We start from the raw sequence: 22,274 nt of genomic DNA on the forward strand, positions 1-22,274 counted from the left end.
AGAGGATGCCTTACAGGGCATCCTTTTTCATTTCTTTATCAATCCAGGGAATATCTTTTTTATCTTTCAGAAAGTAATCCCACCAATCCAGGATCCTTAAATGCAGGTCCATGCTCTCAGCACTGTTTTTTGCCAGATCATGATCCTGATCTTTGTAATACAGTACTATCGCCTTTTTTTGATTCCGCAGTAAACCGGTATACAATTCTTCTGTATGAGTATAAGGGACATTTCCATCTTTCAGCCCTGTCCAGAGTAGGGTTGGCTTATTAATTTTCTCTACATTGGCAATAGGACTGTTATCATAGTAAAGCATTTTGTTCTTAGAAAACGGCACCTTCATATCAAACTGTCCGTTTTCAAAGCGGGGATAATTGGGAAGCTTTCTTTCCTGACTGAAGGAAAAATAAAATTTCACAAGATCCGTAACTGCTGCTCCTGATATATAGGCCGCAAAACGATGGGAACGGGTTGCTATGAAACTGGTGCCGAACCCGCCAAATGAATGCCCCATAAGTCCCACTCTATTGCTGTCAATATTGTTATTTCCTTCCAGGGCATCCAGTCCTGAATGCACACAATCCAGCGCGGAAAATCCAGGTCCGCGACTGTCCAAAACCACATCGGGAAGAAAAACAAAATAGCCATTATCAATTAATGACCGGATGTTAATCCCTATTCCTGAAAAAAAAGGGTAAGGATACACCGACGCACTTTTATTCTGGACTTCATAGATCGACAGAACCAGTGGATACTTCTCTCGGACATCAAAGTTAAGCGGATAGTACAATACACCTTTGATGGGAACACCTAAACTATTCTTGTATGAAAGTACTTCCTGCCTAGCCATAATGATCTCCTGATCATGCCTGTTGCTTTGAAACACTTTTTTCTTTTGACCGCCGTGATATTGATAAATTACCTGAGGACTGTTGAAATTCTCTTCCAGACTGAAAACCGTATGACTCCGGGTATTGATTTTGAAATCACTAACCCTGTTTTTAGTAGCCGGAAGCAGCTCCTTTATTTTACGTTGGAACCACTGAGCGTATGATGTTTCATTGCTGTTTGGATCATATTGCTCAAAGATGATGGGATTATTTGTGTCAACAGTACGGATTCGAAAATCCGCACCTAATGTTCCATATATAGCCTCTTCTTTGACATTGACAATGGTTACTTTTTTATTTTCTGTGACAGCTATTGGTGCCAGGTTTTCCGCACACAGATCAAACCGGTAAAGACCGCTTCGGCTTTCAAAAAAAACATACCGGTTATCTTGACTGAATACAGGCCTTTGGATTTCTTCATTTGCAATCGTTTTTTCTTTTGATGATAACGTATGATACAGAATCCATCGTTTTTTTTCTTCATTGAAGCCTATGATAAACTCTCCTCCCCGGCTGACCACCAGGTTTGAAGTTTGTGTGAGTATCTTTTTTGATGTTTTACCTACACGGTCATATAAATAAATGTCAAACCAGGAAACCGAACTGACATACGCATTCCTCTCCCTTCGGTCAAAGCTTAGAAAATACCTGTCATGGTCCATAGCGGCCATAAACATCCCGTTGCGATTGATCTTTTCCAACTGTTCTGACTCTACATTATACACCCAGTACTCATGATACTGCTCTCCCATTCTATAGAGCCAAAGATCCTGATCGGTACCGTATTTTATTTCCGGCTGGTTAGCTGGAGAGGGTTTTGGACGGGTATTACAATCCAGAAAAAAACCACCTCCATTATTAATCTCACGAACTTCGATATAATCTGCTTTCATAAAGTCGTTGCCAACTCTTGAAATTTTCAGGGATTTGGTGTCGAGTAATACAAGCTGCAATCCACCAGAAGACTTCTCCTGCTCTGTAACCGCCAGATACCTTTGTGAGGGCGTGAGTATGACTTTTTTAATACCCTGTTCAGAAGTATACACCTTTTTAAATGTTTTGGACTGCAGTGACCAAACAGACAAGACATTGTTCTGCTTCACAAGGATGTACAGCTGGTTCTTTTTATTGCCTACCAGCTGTGTCACATCGTTAACGGAAGCAACAAGTTTGTCTTTATTGTCAAATACTTCCAGAAGACGGTTTTTATACAAAACAGCATAGTAACCAAGAGAAGGAAGAACCTCGATGGTACCGGCTTCCTTAAAATCTTTCTTATGCCCGGACCGAAGGTCAACAAGCTCCGCTTTATCTTTTCCTAACCATAAAAAACGGTTACCTTTTAAAAACCAGCTTTCAGAAACACCTACAAAAGCAGTTGTAAGATCCTGCTGTTGACCGACTTTTACAACGACCGTCGTATCCGTATTCTTTTTATAAATCTTAGTAAAGGAAATCCACTGGTTTTCATTATCAACCTTAAGGTTGGCAATGGTGTAGAATTTGGCATACCTCTGCTTGATGGAATCCATATTATACTGCCCCAACAAACCGCTGCTCCAGATAAATGTGATTACGGCACATAGAAACGGTTTAATCTTAATAGCCTTCATTCTGAGGTTTTAAATTAGAGTTCAATAAAATGTCCTGCTGGGGTATCGGCCAAAGCTTATGATAAGGCTTCCAGTTGGGCTTCGTCTGTAAAGCTGTATCGAGCTTCCCTGTTCTTTTAAGATCGAAAAAACGATGTCCCATTTCTGTAAAAAACTCCCTGCGGTTTTCCATGACAATCTCGTTGAGTGCAACTTCATTTAATAAAGGCATGGCTAACGGCAGGATTCCTGCCCTCTGTCTGGTTTTATTGAGGTACGAAAGGGCTTCATCTATTTTATTTTGCTGTACCAAAGCCTCGGCTAAAAGAAGATAAACCTCCTCCAGGCGGGCAATGATTGAATATTCCGTTGTATTGGCTGTCCTGTTTTTGTATTTCTCAGCCCTGTACCAGGTTGTTCCGTTAAAAGTTACCGGAGCCATCCAATACTGCTTTCTTAGATCTGCAGAAGAAAAGGTATTGACAAGCCCTGAACTGAGCGCAGTCATCGAAGGTGCTGAATTGGTAAAATAATAAATTCCGGACTCTTTGGTTCCATCCCCCGAATTTTTAGGCTTCAGCTGCCAGAGGATATGGCTTCCCGATTTAATAAAAACCTTGGTAATGTCATTCTGAAACTGGTACAGCGGACTTTGAATGATACCTTTGCATAAAAGCTCTGCCTCTGACCATTTTCCCTCTAGCAGACAGACTTTAGCCAATAGCAGTTCCGCCATTTTACGGTTAGGATAAATCCTCTCCGTATTTCTGTAGTTGTCCTGAAGCAGGCTGATGGATTCTTTAAGATCTTCACTGAGTTGTATAAGCACCTGTGCCTTATCAGTTTTTGAAATCGACTGATTAACCTGATAATCGGTAGTTATCGGATATGGAATATCTCCATATACCTGCTGAAGGTATAACAGCAGCATGGATCTGACCATTAATGCCTCTCCTTTGATTCGGTTGCGGTCTGCCTGGGAAATGGAATTTGACTTTTCAATACCTTCCAGTATGGCATTGGCGACATACACCTGCTTATAAGAAGTTGACCAATCCGTATAAATACTTGCGTTGGAATCGTTCTGAAGGTTGTGGGCAATCTCAGGAAGTCCATTGGTGGCTGTAGTGGAATAAAAGTCCAGATCATCAGTATAAAGCCCTAATAATCTACCGGACTGATCCCCCGCAAACGGAGAGCTATCACGTAGTCCTGAATATAGTCCTGCCAAAACAGCATCCGCCGTCTGCACATCCACAAATACCTGATCGGAAGCAATCTGATTGGAAGGCAGTTCTACCTCGATCAGTTTTTCACAGGAACTCATACTTGATAATACTACAAATCCTGTTATGATATAGAATTGTTGATAAAGTTTCATTGTCATAGTTTTAAAAGTTAATCTGCATGCCAAAGGAATAGGTTTTAAGAGGCGGCAGGAATCCTAAAGATGAAAACTCGGGGTCCAGCCCGAAATAGCGGGTCCAGGTATAGAGGTTCTGCCCTTGAAAATAAATCTTGGCTTCTTTGATGAGTTTGCCCCGCAAAGGAATCCGGTAGCTGAGCTGAATATTTTTCAAGCGGATAAACGACCCATCGGACACGGTTGCATCACTCATCTGAAATAAACTGTGCTGGGGTGATGCGGTAGCGTGATACGGCATATACAATCCATTCGGATTATCAGGTGACCAGACATTCAGGGCCTCTACCGGAAGGTTCCGCATCAGTCCTGGGGATGACATTTGATAATTAAAATTGCGGCTCTGCTGTTTGACGAACTGGACAAGCAGTGACAGCGACCAGTTTTTATAGCTGAAATTATTGCTCCAGCCACCGAAAAACTCTACGCCTATATTTTTAATCACCTGCCTGTCATCAGGGGAACTGATCTTACCATCACCATTGTAATCCGTAAAGATATACTGACCGCTCTGAGGGTTAATGCCTTCCAGATGGTACAATTTGACAATATTCACAGGCTGCCCAATTGCATAAGAGTTGGCATAGGTAGATCCTTCCAGTCCCGGGAACGACAGAAGTTTATTCCTGGGAATGCTTAGATTGGCAGATGTTTCCCATTTAAAAGCTCCGGTAAACGGACGGCCCGCGATCTCAAATTCCCACCCCGTATTTTGAATGGTAGCATCCAGATTGGCCAACACTGAAGTAAACCCAGTTACCGAAGGAAGCTGATAACCTACCAGTTGGTTCGAGGAGCGGTTGCGGTAATGGGATGCTGTAATATGAAGTCTATCCCTAAAGAATCCCATTTCCAGTGCAGCTTCCAATTTGACGGTTTTTTCCCAACTGAAATTAGGATTGAACAATTTGGAAGGAACCAATCCCGTTACATTATTATACCCTAAAGTAGAAGTGATAAACGTATCGTTATACTGGTAGTTCCCTATATTATCGGTTCCTGAAGAACCATAACTTCCCCTCAGCTTTCCAAAGGAAAGCCAGGATAGTTCTTTCATAAAGCTTTCATTGGAAAACAGCCAGGCAGCCCCTATCGCACCGAAGTTCGCAAACTTACGGTTACTTCCAAAACGGCTGCTTCCGTCTCTTCTCCCTGTAATACTAATGATATAGCGATGGTCAAACTGATAATTAAGTCTTCCGAAGACAGCTGCATATTTATATTCCGTTTTGATTTGGTCCGAGATCAGTTTGGTAGTAGCCGCCGCAATATTTTCAATAAATGCATTGCTGGTAAAACCATACCCCTGTATGGCACCCTGAGTATTCAGATCAGCCTGATAGGTGCCCCCTGCCAGGACATCTACCTGATGGCGTCCTTTTTTGAAGGTCCAGTTCAATTGCGGTTCCAACGTGTAGGATAGCCTGCTTTTATTACTCTGCAGCGCTCTGGAATTGGCAGGACCTATACCCAATGACGGATTATAGATCGTACTGGGCTGTAAGGAAAGTTCATCAAAGGTCTGATAACTGATCCCTCCATTGAGTTTGATCTGTACATTTTTCAACAATTCGTAACCCGCCGTGAAATTATTCATAAACTGCACATTGTTGTTGGAATAGGTACTGTTATAGGCAGCCAAAGGATTATCAAAAGTATTGTTCTGCCAGTTGATATTCCCCTGTGAATCGTACAGTGCCGGAGCATTGGGAGCCAGAAATAAAGCACTGCCGGTATTGTCCAGGCTGATTACATTATGTTCCAGCTTTGAAAAGAGTGTTGACATGGTAAAGTTCAGACGGTTGTCTGCAGAGCGGTGTGACAGGTTGCCTAGTAAGGTATTGGTTTTATACCGGAAATCTTTGGCAAAGACCGTAGTCTGCTCATTGTGTCCGTAACTTACCAGAAAAGAGGTTCTCTCCCCACCTCCCGATAAAGACAGCTGGACATTGGAAGTTACCGAAGTATTGCCGAGAAGTGTACTAAACCAATCGGTATAACGGTTCTGATCCCATGTACCGTTAATATCATACGCAGTGGCCGGATATACTGAAATTCCATCATTCGCATAGGCCTGCCTGCGCATTCCCAGATATTGCTCCGTGTTCATCATGGTAAGATTGGAAAGGCTGCTGCTTAACGCATAGGATGTATTAACGGAAAGTCCTAAAGAACCTTTCTTTGCCCGTTTAGTGGTCACGAGCACCACTCCGTTGGCCCCTCTTGAACCGTAGATCGCGGTCGCATCTGCATCTTTTAAAACTTCAATGCTTTCAATATCATTGGGACTGATATTACTTAGTGGATTCAGGTTGGCATCTGACAAAATATTGGCACCGTAAACAGCAGTCATTCCGCTTCCCACGGGGACACCATCCACTATGTATAAGGGCTGGCTGCCATCAATTTCACTGTTGGCATAGGTTCTCAGGCTATTACGCCCCCGGATCTGAATACTGTAGCCACCTCCCGGAACTCCTGAATTCTGGGTGATATTCACTCCTGCCATTCTTCCCTGTACGGTTGATAAAACATTGGTGACAGGCTGGTTTTCTATATCTTTTGCTGAAACTTTGGCGATACTACCGGTTCTTTCTTTGTCTTTAACCTTGTAGTAGCCTGCGTTGAGAATAACTTCTTCGATTCCCTTTACTTTTTGTTCTAAGCTGATATTAACGACTTTCTGATTAGTGAGGATAAATTTCTCTTCTGCATAATCAGGGTGTCTGAACAATAGGATGGTATTTTCTGCTGAAACCTGTAATGTATAGGTTCCGTCGTTGCCGGTTATGGTTACCTGATCACTACCCTCTTGGGAGATTATGACTCCCTGTAAAGGTTTACCGGATGAGGTTACGGTACCGGAAATGGTGCGTGTCTGGGCTTTTACAGTAACGCTTACAGCGGTAAACATGAGCCCAAAGAAAATGCCTCCTATATTGTAATAGGAATTTTTCATAGATTTGTAAAGGTTTTTAATTTTCTAAAGATTAATTACTGAACTACGCTCTTTCCCGTTGGTCTCCAAACTGCATGGGAAGGGGCTTTTTTCTTTCTTCTGATTTTAAGTTGAGTAGTTTTTTTGATTCATTTTGTAGATAAAGACTTTCCTGATGCCTTTTAGTATGAAAAAGGACTGGTGAGGTTCTGTAAGCAGTGACTGCAAGGCACCGGAAAGAATTTAATATGAATGAAATCTGTGTTCCCGTGTAAGCTTATTAAAGCCGCAATAGGTTGTACCCTCCTATTGTATCGTGTAGTCTGATACTATTTTAGGAAGCGGGCTTAGATTTTAGCGAATATAGGCAACATAGGAAAAATAAAGCGTGGAACTTACTACGTCATCGCTTGTACTAGAGGCATCGCCAAACACCTTGCAACAAACTCCGTAAGTAAGCCCACGCCTAGGTCGTGAGCTACTTTACTTATGGTCTCGTTGCGTTTGTTTGAAAATTGGCGATTTTCTAGTACGAGATTCTAAGCAATAGCTTCTATCATTAAATTGAAGTATCGCAAAATTACTTTATTAAGTAATTTACTCCAAATATAATAAAAAAAATATATTGTGGGAAATTATACCCACAAATTATTTTATCTTTCTATGGAAATTGCTGTCAATTTGATATTGATATGGCAACAAACACTGAAAAAATTGCATTTCTAAAAGGTTTTGGAAAAAGGGTTCAGGAATTACGAGAAGAAAAACAACTTAGTCTTAGACAATTGGCTCAAAATTGTGAAATTGACTATAGCGATATTGGTAAAATTGAAAAAGGTTTAAGAAATATTCAAATGTCTACAATTTTAGAGCTATCTAAAGGATTAGACGTAATACCACAAGAATTATTTAATTTTAAAATAATAGAAAAATCCTAACTCAAAGGTTAGGATTTTTTATTTATCTTTAACTATATAGTTTTGTATTACATTCAAAACAATCGAAATAAAGATTTATTGTTTACAAAAGAAAGACATGGTTGGAACTATTTCATCATATTTCATCTAGACCCAGTTCTCTGAGAAAAGAATTATGCAAATTAGTTGCTGCTTTTATTCTTGAATTGATTCCATTTGGTCCGTTTAGCTTTTTATTAACCTCTTTCAAATCAATTTGCTTTTCAGCTTCCGATGTACTCACATATCGCGTAATATTTAGATTGTAATCATTTTTAGCGATTTCTTCTAAAGATACTCGTTTTGAATAGCGGTCTTCTTCCAATCGATCTCTAAAAGTGTCAATAATCTTTTGAACATCATCAACTCCATGATTCTTTATATCTCTTAAGAAATTTTGACGTTTACCTTTTCCATAATGTTCACTAGCATTTATTATTAAGATATCATCTTGCTTTTTACATTTCTTCAACACAATAATACAAACTGGTATTCCTGTAGAATAAAACAAATTACTTGGCAAACCAATAATCGCATCAATGTTATTATCTTTCACAAGCTTTTTACGAATGCGTTCCTCAGCACCACCACGGAATAAAACACCATGAGGCAAGATGATAGCCATTGTGCCTTGTCTGCTTAAATAATGAAAACCATGTAACAAGAAAGCAAAATCTGCGGCTGATTTTGGAGCTAAACCATAACCCCTAAAACGAAAATCTTCAGCCATAGCTTCTGAAGCATCCCATTTTAAACTAAAAGGAGGGTTAGCCACAACGGCATCAAACTCTATTTTTTTTGCTGGATTGGGTTCACTTAAAATATTCCAATCATTCTTTAACGTATCACCGTGAAAAATCTCAAACTCATTTGTCTTAACACCATGCAGAAGCATATTCATTCGAGCTAAGTTATAGGTAGTGATATTTTTCTCTTGTCCGTAAATTTGTCCAATCGTACCGCCTTCATTTACAATGTTTTTACGCACGTTCAACAACAAAGAACCAGAGCCACATGCAAAATCAATCACTCTATCCAAATTCTTTTTACGCCCGAGCCTTGGCTCTTGACTATCTAAAGTAACAATCTCTGATAAGATATCTGACAAACGTTGTGGCGTATAGAATTCTCCCGCTTTTTTACCAGAGCCTGCGGCAAACTGCCCAATCAAATACTCATAGGCATCACCTAAGGCGTCGCTATCAGTGCTAAAGCCGGCAATTCCTTCAGCAATTTTAGTAATGATTTTACATAGTTGTTCGTTACGAGCTTCGTAAGTTTTTCCTAATTTATCTGAATTAAGATTAATTTCTGAGAATAAACCTTGAAATTCACCACTAAAACTTTCGTTCTCGATATGTTTAAAACCGTCTTCAAGTTCATTTAGTAAATCATTACTTTGTGTACGTGCCAACTCATAAACACTATTCCATAAATAATTAGGCTGAATCACATAATGCATTTTTTTACGCATTGTTTTCTCAAAGAAAGCTATATCTTCTGCATTTTCTTCGTACCACACGGCTAAAGGGGTACGATTATCTCCTTTTGCTAATTGTGGATAATCTCCACGTAATTCTTTAGCAGCAGCTTGCTCGTAATTAGCCGATAAATAGCGTAAAAATAAAAACGAAAGCATGTAATCTCTAAAGTCATCTGCATTCATCGCACCGCGTAAATCGTCTGCTATATTCCAAAGGGTTTTACCTAGTTCTTGTTGTTCTTTTTGTGTCATCTCTTTTATTTTTCAGTTGCTACTTCTGCAACAGACTGCTCAATTAATAATTCTGGAAGTTCAAATTGATATTTGTCGTAAAACGCGTTAAATATTCTTCTAAATAAATCCTTATTATCATCCCCCATTTCCTTGGGTTCATAAATTGAATATTTACCATGGCTCAATAAATTTAAAGCACGAGCAAACAAAACGTCATCATCAACACCATAGATACATTTTGAAAAGTCATCATATCCAAAAAATGTAGCTGTTTTCTCTAAAACACTTCTTAGCATATTGAAATGATAGGTATTAATTTTGCCTGAATCGACCACTTGCTTTAATTCTGATAATATGGCAACATGATGAAAGAAAGGTGTATCATCTGTAGCTCTAATAGTATGACCTTCTTCACCATTTTTATGTAAAAAATGTTTAGCTGTTTTATGTTGTCTTAATTCATTGCTCATCACATTAAAAAACAATGCGTGATGCGATGAAATAACAACATTTACCTTATCTTTTGCTTTTTTTATTAAATGAGCCAAGTCACTAGCAACAGCAATAGCATTGTTGTCGTCTAATGAAGAAATAGGATCATCTATATAAATATTTTTCACCCAATTATAAGATTCATGCCCTTCAATTACCAATTCACAAATTGCCAAAAAAAGACACCAAATAAAAATATTTTCCTCTCCACGAGAAACTTTGATGTGATCTATTTTTATTAATTCAGGTTCGCCAGAATCAGGATTTTTGTATTTAGGATTTTTAACTTCTTTGCTAAAAATAACATTCCATTTGTCATAATCTATTTTGAAGTCAAAACTTGCATAACGTTCTAAATAAGCGAAAATTCTTTCCTCTAAGGCTAAATCTTTTAATCCAGAGAAAAATTTAGATTCAGCATTTATTTTAAGTACTCGCTCTGTGTCATTATCTAAATCATTGTCCCATGAAAATAAATCTTCAGTGTAGGCATTGAAATATAGCGTATCTGCACCGGGGTTTTTCTTCCTTGTTTTTGCGTAATCTTTAAATTCCATAGAAAGAAGTGTTTTTCCTGTACCATTGTAAGCGTACAACAAAACAAAATCATGATTGTTTAAGTCATCTCTCAGACGGACAACCATTTCTCTAAAGGTTTTATAATGGTAATATTTCGTTGCACTCATTTAAATCTCTATTTTAGGAAACAAGCCTTGCATTAAGCCTTTTTTATGTTCTTTTAAAATTTCTATCTTTTCGCGTTGTGCTATAATCAACTCATCAACTAATGATAAAACTTCGGCTATTTTTTTTTGTTCTTGAATGGATTTTGGAACTAATATTGGTATTTGTTTTAGAGCATCTAAACCAATTCTTTTTCTTGTTGAACCTGTAGATTTAGCTTCAATTTTACTTCTAGTAAGAACCGAATTTAAATGTGAGTATATAAAATATTTTGAAAATTCCTTTTCATTAACGACCAAACGTATACCATCCGAAGCCATTAGAAATCTTTGATTTTCTCCTGGCATTATACATGCTCTTCCAACTGGATCCCCCATTTTAGATAAAATGATATCTCCTGAGTAAATATTACAACTTAAAAGTTCATTAGTCTTTTTTAATGATGTATAAATCTTATAATCATCATTAAAAATTCCATCACCAATATTTTGTAGTTGAATAATTCTTATGCCGTTAGAAGTATAATCACTAGATTTCAGATTAGAACCAAATGGACCACCTGTAAAACTCCACTTAATATTTTTATCTGCCGTATCTATAATTGATTTCTCCACCCAATCCCCATCATTTTCAAATTCAGGGAAGCGGTATTTCGGTTGGGTTTCACCTTCTTGTGGGAAAAGGTTTTGCATTAAGCCTTTTTTATGTTCCTCTAAAGCAGTTACCTTTTCTTCATGACCAGCAATAACATCATCTGAACTACTTAAACAAGCCGCTATTTTTTGTTGTTCAGCTTGGTTTGATGGTAGTAAAATTTCAAAATTTAGAACATCATCATTTTTAAGATTTGTTTGTTTCACACCATCATCAAATGATAAGAAATAGGGATTTCTATTCATTAAATAATATAACAAACTACTTTCAATTCCTTGGTTTGGTGTTATTCTGCAAATACGCTGGTTAACAGTATATTTACTATTCTCCTTTACTAAATAACATTTAGCAATTGCTCTTCCATTTGGAACGTCACTAAGAACCATTAATATATCGTTCTTCTCAGCTAAACAATGTGCAGTATTACTATACTTTACGACAGCTCCATCAGTAGAAATATATTTAGAATTAATAACTACATATTTTCCATTAGCATCAATATCTTGTTCGTGAGCTCTTCCGTTTGTATACTTAGCAATCTCAGACAATTTATGTAACTTCCATTTTTCTTGTTTAAAAATTGGAAATCTATATTTTATATTTATTGTATCGTTATTCATATGCTTTTAATCCAGCTATTTCTTGCCCTTCGGCTAGTTGTTTTAAATAAGGCACTAAATCTTCCATTAATGCTAATTCTTTTTGTGCACGGGCTTTCCATCCTAAATCCAAGTGTTCGGTAAGGCCGTTTAATTTTTCACCATCAAATACCTTTCTTAGCATAATTAATTCTACAAAAGGTTTTAAAAGGTCTAAAGGAATTTCGTGTTTTTTTGCCACAGCAATTAATTGAGCATCTTGCTGTTGTTGCTTAAACGCTTGGTACCCTTCTCGAATCTCTTTCTCATCGAGGGCTTCATCCAATGGCAATTGATTAATATAAGCAATCATCAAATCACGCTCTTCTAATAAATTTGCACTAGAACTCAATAAACTTATTAGCTTGTCTTTAGACATTTTTTGCTTCTTAGGATCGCGTTGCGTGTATTCGGCAATCAATCCCATGATATAATCATAATCAATCAAAGAAGAGGAAAATAATACCAATTCAAAATCCAATTGCTCTGCTGGAGAATCTGCTGGCTTGTCTTTACCTTTTTCGCCTTGACGTAATTGCTGCGCAGTTTCCAAGTACATTCCTCTAAAACCACGCAAAGTATCTTCGGGCAATACCGTTTCTATTTGTTGTGTTTGTACTTGGTCCAAGTCCGTGTACTGTTCCAACTGTGTCTTTAATCGCTGTACTTCCTTAAACTTTTGCAAGAATTCCACACGTGCGGCTTCACCTCGTAAATTACTCACTTCATCTGGCATAAAATCTAATCCATGCACAGCCATAAAATTGCTTAGTTTAGTTACTGCACTTTGGTATTTCTCAATTACTACAGGAGCTTCATCCACCAACCATATTTCACGTGCTTGTTTTAAATCACCGTCTGAGAACCTTACAATTGCGGTATCAACCGAATCCTTTTGATTTCGAAAATCCATGATATTACCATAAGGTTTGGTATCATTTAATACACGATTGGTTCTAGAAAATGCTTGAATTAAGCCATGGTATTTTAAATTTTTATCTACATATAATGTATTTAAATACTGTGAGTCAAAGCCTGTCAATAACATATCTACCACGATAACAATATCGATCTTATCTTTAGGTGGTACATCTTGGTTACTGTATTTTTGGTTTTTAATTCGCGCTTGTACATCTTGGTAATACAAATCGAACTCGTTAATAGTATGATTGGTTCCGTATTGATGGTTATAATCTGCTATAATCGATTTTAATGCCTCTTTTTTTTCATCAGGATTGACTTTGTTGTCTGCCGCTTCTTGTATTAAGTCTTCTTGCAACTGTTTAATATCGGCTGCATTTTTCTGTGAATTAGCTTCACCACTCTGAGCAATAGCTTGTGCAGGAGGCGAAAAAACACAAGTAATATTTAAAAGACGGTAATCATCGTCTAATGCTTTACGTTCTGCTTGTAGTTCTTTAAACAACTGATAGTAAGCAATGGCATTATTAATAGAAGCCGTTGCCAATACTGCATTAAATTTACGTTGATTGGTCGCCCCATCATGTTTTTCAAGAATAGCTTCCACAACTGCTTTACGAGCCCCAGCTTCGGTAATCAATTCTTTTGGCACACCATCTGCTTTAAAATAATCAATATGAAAACGTAAAACATTTTTATCATCAATAGCATGGGTAATGGTATATGCGTGTAATTGCTTCTCAAAAATATCTTCGGTAATTTGATAACGACCTTCCCCACCATCAATCTTTTTATAACTTGCATTTTCTTCAAAAATTGGTGTACCAGTGAACCCAAATAATTGAGCATTTGGGAAAAACTCTTTTATAGCTTTATGGTTATCTCCAAACTGCGAACGGTGACATTCATCAAAAATAAATACAACACGTTTTTCTTTAAGAGGAGCTAAACGTTCAGCATAATTATTTTTATTTTTAGGATCGAGCGCTATACCTAATTTTTGAATAGTGGTTACAATAACTTTATCGGTATAATCGGTAGATAACAAACGACGGACTAAACTTTCTGTATTGGTATTTTCCTCAACACTTCCTTCTTGGAATTTGTTAAACTCCAATCTTGTTTGTCTGTCTAAATCTTTACGATCTACCACAAATAAACATTTTTCTATGTTTGGATTACTCTTTAATAGTGTAGACGTTTTAAATGAAGTTAATGTTTTACCAGAGCCTGTGGTATGCCATATGTATCCATTGCCGCGGTTTTCATCAATACAATTTACAATCGCTTCTACAGCATAAATCTGATAAGGACGCATTACCAATATCTTTTGCTCCGTTTCAACCAATACCATATAGCGACTAATCATCTCACCAAGCGTACACTTCACTAAGAACTTAGATGTGAATTTATCTAAAGCCGTTATTTTTTTATTCTTGTCATCAGCATATTGATAAATAGGTAAGAATTGCTCGTCAGCATTAAAGATAAAATGCTGATTGCGATTATTAGCAAAGTAATACGTATTACTGCGATTACTTACGATAAACAATTGCATAAAACACAGCAACGAGTTTTTATATCCGTTACCAGCATCATTTTTATAATCCACGATTTGTTGCATAGCTCTTCGCGGACTAATCTCAAAAGTCTTTAATTCAATTTGTACCAAAGGCAAACCGTTCAACAGCAGAATAACATCATAACGATGGCTACTATCTTCCGTATTGATCCGTAATTGATTAATCACTTCAAAATCATTTTTACACCAATCCTTGATATTGACTAAAGTATATTGCAATGGTGTACCATCTTCTCTATAAAAGGTATTACGATTACGTAACAATTTAGCAGCCTTAAATTCATCAGGCTGTATAATTTCTTCTTTTAGACGACTGAATTCACTTTCGCTTAATTTGACACGATTAAGTGTTTCAAACTTTTCTTTGAAGTTTTTTTCTAGACTTTCGCGGTTTCTAATATCTAGACGATAGCTATATTTCTGCTCAATTAATTGTTTAATTAAATCATCTTCAATATGTTGTTCTTTGGTCATGTTTTATTTAATCTGAGTAAACGTTTTAACTTTCAAATATACAACTAGCAGCCGAAATAGGAAACGTCAATGCCTTATAATAAATAAAACTTTAAACATTTATTCTCTGTCGTAGCTATAATTGACTTACAATTTTGAATCATTTCTATATAAATAAATAGGTAAATTGATTAGCAAAATTAATATAAGAAATATTTAATGGAAAAATTGATAAAATGAAATTTTTAAAAGCTTCCTGATTAGGGTGTAGCAAAAAACCAATCCCTCTATGCATTTGTTTAATTTTTTACCGGATTAAATCTGTCTACCTGTTAACCCTTTCAGAAGCCTATAATTACGGCTTTCCGTAATGAAAATGATGACCAAAATTTCCTTTTGATCTGGTATTAATCTGTTTTGATATCAAAATAATTATTAATTAATCTTTATTGCAGTATGGATACAATCGAAGCAATCAAGCCAGGACCCAAGCCTAAAAAACCGGATGGAGAGCCTGACAGAAGAAGAAGAGTAAACCCTCCCAATCAACCGAAGCATCCAAAGCTAAAACCTCACGAGCACGAAAAAGGTGATTAGACTTGGATAAAATGTAGAAGCAGCTGATTAGCTGCTTCTTTATTATATTAATTTTTTGAAATTAATTTCTACTTCCAAATTCAAATGATGTACTGAAATCATTTTTTAGAATGATAAAAGCATCAAACTTTTTACCGTTTTTACTCTTCATGTTTTTGATTAATGATGTTTTATTTTGAGTTAATAACAAAGTAAGATCTTTAATACTGAGTCGTACTCCGCATATGGTTCTAAAGAGAATCCAGTTGCACTGCTTATCTGTGCATTTTACGATTTTTTCTTTGATAATAAGATTGTGTTGTTGGCATTTGGGGCATTTTAGTTGGGGTACATTTTCTTGGGGAATATGAAGTGATAAGAGCTCGTTGGTGATTTCTGCTGTGTAGTGTTGGATGTCGTTTATGAATTGGGTTTTATTGAGTTCACCTTTTTCAATTCTATCCAGTGCTATTTCCCACTCTGCGGTCATTTGGACATTGGCTATTTTTTTGTCTTTGACAAGATTGTAAACCTGTAGGCCTTTTTCTGTAGGATGCAACGTTTTGCTTTTCCTGATGATATAGTTTCTGCTTAGCAGCGTTTCAATAATGGAAGCTCTGGTGGCTGGAGTTCCGATGCCGATATTGGAGAGTGCTTTTTGTTCTTCTTTGTTTTCAATAGATTTACCAGCATTTTCCATCGCTGATAAAAGGTCGGCTTCTGTATAAAGTTTGGGAGGCTGGGTTATTTTTTCAAGTAAGTCGGTTTTTGAGATCTTCAATTCATCTCCGATTTTGAATTCCGGAAGTTCAGTAAGGACTTCATTTTTATTATTGGAATTTTCATTGTCAGACAGAATTCCTTTGATGGCTCGCCAGCCTTTCTCTAGGATTGTAGAGCCTTTGATCTGGAATTCATAATGATGTACTTTTATCAGGATTTGGGTGACTTGTTTTATACAGGTATGGGATAGGGATTCTAATAAACGGTAAGCAATCATCTCATAAATGGCTTTTTCCGTAGCACTAAGTGCAGAAAGTGTTTTAGTGGTTATCAGTAATCCGTGATGGTCGGTAACTTTTAGATCATTCACAATCCGCTTGTTGAAGTTTCCGAATTTTAAATGGGTTATGGCTGCTTTGAAAGGTTGGGTCTGATTCAGTATTCTGACCAATTCAGGAATATCAGTCCATACATCTTCAGGAATATACTTACTGCCGGTTCTGGGATAAGTGATGAATTGTTTCTCATAGAGGGTTTGGGCTGTTTGTAAAACCTCATCGGCAGAAAGTCCCAACTTTCTGTTGGCTTCTTTCTGTAATTCTGTGAGATAGAAAAGTAACGGAGATTGTTCCTGCACTGTTGTAATAGATACATCTTCTACAATAGCTTTTCCCTCCCGCTCTATTGATTTTTGGATTTGTTCTGCCTGCTTTTTTTCTTCCCATTGTAATAGTGAAAGACTGGTGAAGTCTGTATATTCTTTTCTGTGATTCAGCTGAATTTGAAAGTACTTCTGCTTGGTGAAGTTTTGATTTTGTAGGAATCTTTGACAGATTAAAGCAAGGGTTGGTGTTTGCACTCTGCCTAATGAATAAACATCTTGGTTTCCTGCGATGGTTAATGCCTGGGTAGCGTTAACTCCCACCAGCCAGTCCGCTTCGCTTCTGGCTTTAGCAGCTTCATACAAACCATCAAAGGTAACGCCTGGCTGAAGATTCTTAAAACCTTCCTGTATTGCCTTCTCGGTAAGGGAACTGATCCATAGTCTTTCAAAGGGTTTGTCACATTGTAGGTAGTGATAGATATAGCGGAAGATCAGCTCTCCTTCCCTTCCTGCATCTGTTGCGACAATGATACTGCTGCATTGATTGATGACTTGTTTTATGGTGTTGAGCTGTTTTAAAGCCGAAGGATCAGGCTCATAACCTTTTGCTTTCTTTAGTTTTTTAGGAGTCAGAATAAAAGGATTCGGAAAGATAGGCAAAGAGGCTTTGTTAAAGCCTCTTATACCATAATCTTCCGGCATTCCTAATGCGATCAGATGTCCTAATGCCCAGGTGACACAATAGCCGTTACCGGATAAATAACCATCTTTCTTTTCATGGGCTCCTAATAATTGTGCGATTTCTCTTGCGACACTCGGTTTTTCTGCGATGATTGCTTTCATATGATGGATTTAGATGATTATTATAGTTTTTGCCTTCTTGGTTTTCTAACCTTTTTTTGCTGGTCTTCCTGCTGTTTATTGGCAGGCTGCTGCTGTTTTGATTCTAAAGGCTCCTTCACATTTTTAGTAGCTTCATTGGCTTTACCATGGGTGTTAACCGCAGTTTGGGTCTTATGATCTTCTGTAGGTTTTGCCTCCTCTTTGAGCTTATTAGGATTGGTGAATGAAAAGTCGGTTTTGGAGGTTTCTTTATTGAAGGTAATATAGCCCTGATAAGCTTTACCTTTAGCATCGGTAAGACCGTCAACGTACACGGTTTGCCCGGCTTTGAATTTTTCATATTGTGAATCGTCAAGTTCTTTTCCTCTGAATATTTTGGGTGCTTCTTTATCCCTAGATTGAGTTTGTTGTTGGTTATGCTGCTGCTGTTGACTTTGCTTCGGTGCCTGATTATTGTTAAACAGAAATTCTACATACCGCTTATCTGCATTGAACTGTACAGTGGCATCGAAAAGCTCACCTTTTTTAGAGGTCATGCCTTCAAGATACAATGGTCCTCCTTCCAGTAGGGTTTGTTTCTGATGTTCATTAAGCCTAATTCCTTTAATTTCATCAGGAATTTTCATGTACTCCGCTCTATAAGCCACGAGCTCATTCGTTAAACGGTCACGACTGATCACTGATGGAATGATTTCATCTGTTTTAGGATTGACCAGATCTACTACCCTGCCCATATTTCCACTTTCTCTAAGATTCTTTTTGTCTTCATCACTGAATTCATGTCCTAGGAATTTCATATTAAGATTGGGCTCCTTTCGAATACCATGCAGATGAACGGCAACCTGTCCTGTATCTCCTGTTTGGAGAGATAATCGAACATCCATTTTGCTGATGGCTGTTCCTAGGTTTATAGTGATGGGAATTAATGTATTGGTTTTAAAACCTCTCAGTAATGCATCCATCGCATTCATTTTTTCAAGCTTTTCCTGATTAAGTCCAAATTTTTCCATCGTTTTCCAGTCGATTTGCTCAGGCTGAAAACGATATTCCTGATTGTCTGTGTTGTTGTCCATTATATTTTGATTTTTTGGATTGTTATTGTGTTGAGGTAAAACTTCGTAGCCTTTCAGCTTTTCTTTTTCTTCGGGGGATGCCTGATCAACATATTTCTGAAGATCCTTAGCAGTATTAACAGCATCGTATTCTGAAACTTTGAAAAAGTTGAAATGCGTGGGATTTTTAAGCTGCCGATAAAAATTGGAAAAGAAATTGGAGAATAGATCGCCATGTTTATCTACCCTGATCAGCGGATCGTTATCCTTTTTTTCTTGTGGAGGAACCTTTTGAAGATTTCCATCCTGATCAACTCCCTTGACCATCTCAACCTGGTTGGTATGAATGTTCAGGACAAGGAGTGTGTCTGTTGCTGGTTTTAGTTCTTTGGGTTCCTGAGGGGTTATCAATTCATTTTCCATTGTATTTCATTTAATGGAACCAAGATATTGGCTCAATTAAGAAAATCCTCAAGATTGGAATGGTGATGAATGATTTGGCTGTAGATGTCTTGTTACTATCAAGAGTTTAAACATTCTCTGATCAATTGATGGACATCCGAAAGCTTATAGTACAGCTTACCGCTGATGGTATAATAAGGCAGCTTTTTATCAGTCCGGTACCGCTGTAATGATCGGGAACTTATTTTTAAAAGCTGTAAAACATCCTGATTATCCAGAAGCTGCTCCCCGTCTACTTCTATAAATCTGGATTGGTTCTTAATCATCTGTTCTTTTAGAATATCAAACCTTTCCATGATTCGCTCCATCCAGGCTATAAATTCTGTTCTCTCAATATTCATAACTGTAATTTTTATGATTGCTGGTAATGTAAAGTTGAACAAGAGGAATGAAATAAAATCACTACTTTTTCGTAGTAACGAAAAAAGAATATAGAATGATGGAATCTTTGACAAAAGGATTGTAACTTACAAAGCATTTGATAGCAAGGATTACCGATTATGAGTGAAATGTCTGATTTTAAAGAAAATTATATTAAACAACTTGAAAAAGAAGCGGAAAAAGCATTAAAAGACAATGAAAAAATAATTCATGAGTTTATACGCTTTGCTGCTAATAAAAATGTAGAATTAACTACTCAGGATTTTAAATACACCCAGATCTCAGGTATTGTTGTTGAATCACCTGACATACTTTTGAAGTTAAATGAAGATTTAATTCCTGATAAAGACGGTCTTTTAGATTATAAATTGCTCAGTTCTAAATTTAAAAAACAAATATTCTCTGACGGCTATTTTTTTGCAGACAATTATATAACAATGGCTAGTCCATTATTCCGACGAAGCTATTCCTCGTTAAATGGTTTCCAGCCCCGATTCATTAATAAATTTTGGGCTATGGAGCCAACTACTTATGATGAAATAAAAATAAGCTTGGATCAACACAATTTAAAAATTGATGTAAATAATGCTGCCATCTTAGAGTTAGATACCTGGTATGGTTCTGTTTTTAATCAAAATGTAGAGAACATTTCTGATCAATTGGTAAAACTAAGGCCTTCTCCTGATTTTAACGATTCTGAAATTAACTTTTTCTTTGCAGATACATACTCCTTAGATATCAAATGGGCTTTATCAAAAAATATTAAAACGTTTCAGGCAGAAGAATTTAAAAGTGAACATATCAAAGTAAAAATTGATGATATTATTTATTTCCCTGTCAGATATGTCCATGCAGAATTTGATATGAACACCCTTAGTTTTAGACATTTTGATGGAGCTTTTCATTTCTATACGGAAGAAGAATATTTCCGAAGACGGGATTCTGACCTTAACTACAACAGAAAAGATGATTCCCAAATTAAGTCAAAGTCAAAAAAATTGTTTAAAATAAATGGGAAAATACCCATCGAAACTTGGGTAGATCTGACAGGTCATTTTTTTTCTAGAAATCCCTTGATCTATGAATATTTTAATGGAGAATATCCTCCTAATATAAAAGAAATTTTAGACTTAAAACGAAAGAATCAAACCTCTTAAAAATCCTTGAAAAACTATGAAATGTTGGATATGTCAAAATAATGAAGCAAATTCCGAGGAACATAAATTTAAGGCCTCAGATATCAGGCGTCAATTCGGTAAGTCATTTGATGCCATCTATTACGATGGTGAAAATTCGCATCCATTCAATTCACCAAAAGATAAACTGATCAAATTCCCAAAAGTAATTTGCATTGACTGCAACAATAACCAGACAAGAAATGCAGATATTGCTTATACCGAATTCTTTGAAAATATTGATCTTATCAATAATATGATAGAAACCTCAAACCAAATTAACTATCAAGAAATCTTTAGCAATGATTGGAGAGTATCTAAAATGAACCTCTATCGATATTTTGCGAAGCATGCAGGTTGCAAAATTATGACAAGTGATTTATTAGGTTATGTAGATATTACTCCACTGAGACTTTTCATCTTAGGACAGGAACATATAAGTAATTTTTATATTAAGATATACTTTAATAAGACCACTAAAGATTATACTGATTATCTTAAGCTTGATCAAAAGAATAAGTATAGAAGCAATATTGCGTTCGGATCAACTATCTATGTTGGACAAGGCAATGATACCGGTTTTGCAGGAAGTATTATAAATGGCTCCCTTCGTATAGAATGGTTTTATGGTAATCAGAATAATTTTAATAAAACTATCGATTTTAATACACATACTGATAATATTGAAATATTAAATACTGATGATTTTTATCCCAAAGCCTTGAAAGATTTCCAAAATGAAGATTTCTTTTCTTATTTAAATTTTGGAAAATATCATTTAAATGAAGAAATTCTTAAAAACGATTATCAAGCCGTCTTCAAGAATCTCCAGGTTTAGAAATAATTAAACGAAATGTCAGGTTGATACGTTCTTGCATAGATATCGTTGACTTGGCAATTCTGTGTTCCCAGTTTTCCTGAAGATCTCCTTTCATGATAAGTAAGGAGCCATGAGGAAGTGGCAGACTGTATTTACTCTGATGATGATCTTTTTTTATGAAATCAAAGTTTCTGGTTTGTCCTAGGCTGATGGAGGCGATGACAGGACGTTTACCATATCGGCTTTCTTTGTCCCGATGCCAGGCGACGGAATCATTATGATCACGGTAAAGATTGAGCAATACGCCATTGAATTGATAACCGAACTCTTTTTCTATTCTTTCTTTTAAAGCATACAGTTCGGGAGTCCATTCATTTCTTTTAGTGGTATTATTATCGGCTGAATCGTAGGATTTTGCATCACCATACCAAGCAGTCAACCGTGGAGTAAGTACCATCTTATCGTACATTTTCTGGGTACGCTGTTCCCAGGGAGCAGTATCCAATAATTTGTTTTTAAGCAGGTCGGCTTCTTCCCTGCTCAGGAAATTTTCCCTGTATTCCAAAAGATCTTTTGGAAATTCATAAAATTCTTCTGCATCAAACAAACTCAGCTGGGTCATGATAACTTTATATTAAAATATCTATCTTAGCAATATCCCGTTACTACGGGATTTTTTTCATCATTTGTGTTTTTAC

15 protein-coding genes are annotated in these 22,274 nt (G+C 36.7%); 4 read left to right on the forward strand and 11 right to left on the reverse strand.

Annotation, left to right across the window (positions count from 1 at the left end):
- Nucleotides 1-10: 10 nt before the first annotated feature.
- Genes AAEU33_RS20170 through AAEU33_RS20180 form a run of 3 tightly spaced genes read right to left on the reverse strand, consistent with a single transcriptional unit; the run spans nucleotide 11 to nucleotide 6,864 of the window.
- Entirely contained in the window at nucleotides 11-2,503 is a 2,493-nt protein-coding gene (locus AAEU33_RS20170) for a prolyl oligopeptidase family serine peptidase (protein ID WP_345989933.1), read from the reverse strand.
- Nucleotides 2,490-3,863, reverse strand: coding sequence for a RagB/SusD family nutrient uptake outer membrane protein (locus AAEU33_RS20175; protein WP_345989934.1), 1,374 nt, complete (start codon nucleotides 3,861-3,863; stop codon nucleotides 2,490-2,492). The genes AAEU33_RS20170 and AAEU33_RS20175 overlap by 14 nt, the downstream gene beginning before the upstream one ends.
- Nucleotides 3,864-3,873: 10 nt before the next feature.
- Nucleotides 3,874-6,864: a SusC/RagA family TonB-linked outer membrane protein gene (locus tag AAEU33_RS20180; RefSeq protein ID WP_345989936.1), complete on the reverse strand. Its 2,991-nt coding sequence runs from the start codon at nucleotides 6,862-6,864 to the stop codon at nucleotides 3,874-3,876.
- A gap of 671 nt (nucleotides 6,865-7,535) precedes the next feature.
- On the opposite strand from AAEU33_RS20180, the gene AAEU33_RS20185 reads away from it, so the two are divergent.
- A complete protein-coding gene (locus tag AAEU33_RS20185) occupies nucleotides 7,536-7,781 on the forward strand; it encodes a helix-turn-helix transcriptional regulator (protein ID WP_120233056.1) in 246 nt (81 codons plus the stop codon).
- Between the two features lie 115 nt (nucleotides 7,782-7,896).
- Here AAEU33_RS20185 and AAEU33_RS20190 read toward each other — a convergent pair whose 3' ends face one another.
- The 4 genes from AAEU33_RS20190 to AAEU33_RS20205 are packed head-to-tail and all read right to left on the reverse strand — an operon-like array spanning nucleotide 7,897 to nucleotide 14,961.
- Nucleotides 7,897-9,534 carry a type I restriction-modification system subunit M gene (locus AAEU33_RS20190; protein ID WP_120233055.1) on the reverse strand — a complete coding sequence of 546 codons (1,638 nt, stop codon included), beginning with the start codon at nucleotides 9,532-9,534 and terminating at the stop codon, nucleotides 7,897-7,899.
- 5 nt (nucleotides 9,535-9,539) lie between these two features.
- Nucleotides 9,540-10,694, reverse strand: a complete 1,155-nt coding sequence (locus AAEU33_RS20195; protein WP_345989938.1) for an AAA family ATPase — start codon at nucleotides 10,692-10,694, stop codon at nucleotides 9,540-9,542.
- A complete protein-coding gene (locus AAEU33_RS20200; protein WP_120233053.1) occupies nucleotides 10,695-11,966 on the reverse strand; it encodes a restriction endonuclease subunit S in 1,272 nt (423 codons plus the stop codon). It abuts the gene before it with no gap.
- Entirely contained in the window at nucleotides 11,959-14,961 is a 3,003-nt protein-coding gene (locus AAEU33_RS20205) for a type I restriction endonuclease subunit R (RefSeq protein ID WP_345989940.1), read from the reverse strand. The genes AAEU33_RS20200 and AAEU33_RS20205 overlap by 8 nt, the downstream gene beginning before the upstream one ends.
- 435 nt (nucleotides 14,962-15,396) lie before the next feature.
- On the opposite strand from AAEU33_RS20205, the gene AAEU33_RS20210 reads away from it, so the two are divergent.
- Complete coding sequence (locus AAEU33_RS20210) at nucleotides 15,397-15,537, forward strand: hypothetical protein (RefSeq protein WP_185248280.1); 141 nt, start codon at nucleotides 15,397-15,399, stop codon at nucleotides 15,535-15,537.
- 61 nt (nucleotides 15,538-15,598) lie between these two features.
- Here AAEU33_RS20210 and AAEU33_RS20215 read toward each other — a convergent pair whose 3' ends face one another.
- From AAEU33_RS20215 to AAEU33_RS20225, 3 genes are all read right to left on the reverse strand, one after another.
- Complete coding sequence (locus AAEU33_RS20215; protein WP_345989942.1) at nucleotides 15,599-17,686, reverse strand: DNA topoisomerase 3; 2,088 nt, start codon at nucleotides 17,684-17,686, stop codon at nucleotides 15,599-15,601.
- A 20-nt stretch (nucleotides 17,687-17,706) separates the two neighbouring features.
- Nucleotides 17,707-19,161, reverse strand: coding sequence for a DUF3945 domain-containing protein (locus AAEU33_RS20220; protein ID WP_345989943.1), 1,455 nt, complete (start codon nucleotides 19,159-19,161; stop codon nucleotides 17,707-17,709).
- A 98-nt stretch (nucleotides 19,162-19,259) separates the two neighbouring features.
- Nucleotides 19,260-19,541 (reverse strand): helix-turn-helix domain-containing protein, encoded by a 282-nt coding sequence (locus AAEU33_RS20225; RefSeq protein WP_345989945.1) that lies wholly within the window; start codon nucleotides 19,539-19,541, stop codon nucleotides 19,260-19,262.
- A gap of 168 nt (nucleotides 19,542-19,709) precedes the next feature.
- Between AAEU33_RS20225 and AAEU33_RS20230 the strand changes: the two genes are divergently transcribed.
- Nucleotides 19,710-20,738 (forward strand): hypothetical protein, encoded by a 1,029-nt coding sequence (locus AAEU33_RS20230; RefSeq protein WP_345989946.1) that lies wholly within the window; start codon nucleotides 19,710-19,712, stop codon nucleotides 20,736-20,738.
- Between the two features lie 16 nt (nucleotides 20,739-20,754).
- Nucleotides 20,755-21,594 carry a hypothetical protein gene (locus AAEU33_RS20235; RefSeq protein ID WP_345989948.1) on the forward strand — a complete coding sequence of 280 codons (840 nt, stop codon included), beginning with the start codon at nucleotides 20,755-20,757 and terminating at the stop codon, nucleotides 21,592-21,594.
- Here the strand turns inward: AAEU33_RS20235 and AAEU33_RS20240 are convergent.
- Nucleotides 21,575-22,198: an alpha-ketoglutarate-dependent dioxygenase AlkB gene (locus tag AAEU33_RS20240; RefSeq protein WP_345989949.1), complete on the reverse strand. Its 624-nt coding sequence runs from the start codon at nucleotides 22,196-22,198 to the stop codon at nucleotides 21,575-21,577. The genes AAEU33_RS20235 and AAEU33_RS20240 overlap by 20 nt on opposite strands.
- Nucleotides 22,199-22,274: the final 76 nt, after the last annotated feature.

The sequence above is a fragment of the Chryseobacterium sp. Chry.R1 genome, assembly GCF_039645525.1.
Lineage (GTDB): Bacteria > Bacteroidota > Bacteroidia > Flavobacteriales > Weeksellaceae > Chryseobacterium > Chryseobacterium proteolyticum.

Excerpts from the sequence above, each read along its gene's own strand:
- AAEU33_RS20170 (WP_345989933.1), bottom strand. The coding sequence starts at position 2,503 with ATGAAGGCTATTAAGATTAAACCGTTTCTATGTGCCGTAATCACATTT.
- AAEU33_RS20175 (WP_345989934.1), bottom strand. The coding sequence starts at position 3,863 with ATGAAACTTTATCAACAATTCTATATCATAACAGGATTTGTAGTATTA.
- AAEU33_RS20180 (WP_345989936.1), bottom strand. The coding sequence starts at position 6,864 with ATGAAAAATTCCTATTACAATATAGGAGGCATTTTCTTTGGGCTCATG.
- AAEU33_RS20185 (WP_120233056.1), top strand. The coding sequence starts at position 7,536 with ATGGCAACAAACACTGAAAAAATTGCATTTCTAAAAGGTTTTGGAAAA.
- AAEU33_RS20190 (WP_120233055.1), bottom strand. The coding sequence starts at position 9,534 with ATGACACAAAAAGAACAACAAGAACTAGGTAAAACCCTTTGGAATATA.
- AAEU33_RS20195 (WP_345989938.1), bottom strand. The coding sequence starts at position 10,694 with ATGAGTGCAACGAAATATTACCATTATAAAACCTTTAGAGAAATGGTT.
- AAEU33_RS20200 (WP_120233053.1), bottom strand. The coding sequence starts at position 11,966 with ATGAATAACGATACAATAAATATAAAATATAGATTTCCAATTTTTAAA.
- AAEU33_RS20205 (WP_345989940.1), bottom strand. The coding sequence starts at position 14,961 with ATGACCAAAGAACAACATATTGAAGATGATTTAATTAAACAATTAATT.
- AAEU33_RS20210 (WP_185248280.1), top strand. The coding sequence starts at position 15,397 with ATGGATACAATCGAAGCAATCAAGCCAGGACCCAAGCCTAAAAAACCG.
- AAEU33_RS20215 (WP_345989942.1), bottom strand. The coding sequence starts at position 17,686 with ATGAAAGCAATCATCGCAGAAAAACCGAGTGTCGCAAGAGAAATCGCA.
- AAEU33_RS20220 (WP_345989943.1), bottom strand. The coding sequence starts at position 19,161 with ATGGAAAATGAATTGATAACCCCTCAGGAACCCAAAGAACTAAAACCA.
- AAEU33_RS20225 (WP_345989945.1), bottom strand. The coding sequence starts at position 19,541 with ATGAATATTGAGAGAACAGAATTTATAGCCTGGATGGAGCGAATCATG.
- AAEU33_RS20230 (WP_345989946.1), top strand. The coding sequence starts at position 19,710 with ATGTCTGATTTTAAAGAAAATTATATTAAACAACTTGAAAAAGAAGCG.
- AAEU33_RS20235 (WP_345989948.1), top strand. The coding sequence starts at position 20,755 with ATGAAATGTTGGATATGTCAAAATAATGAAGCAAATTCCGAGGAACAT.
- AAEU33_RS20240 (WP_345989949.1), bottom strand. The coding sequence starts at position 22,198 with ATGACCCAGCTGAGTTTGTTTGATGCAGAAGAATTTTATGAATTTCCA.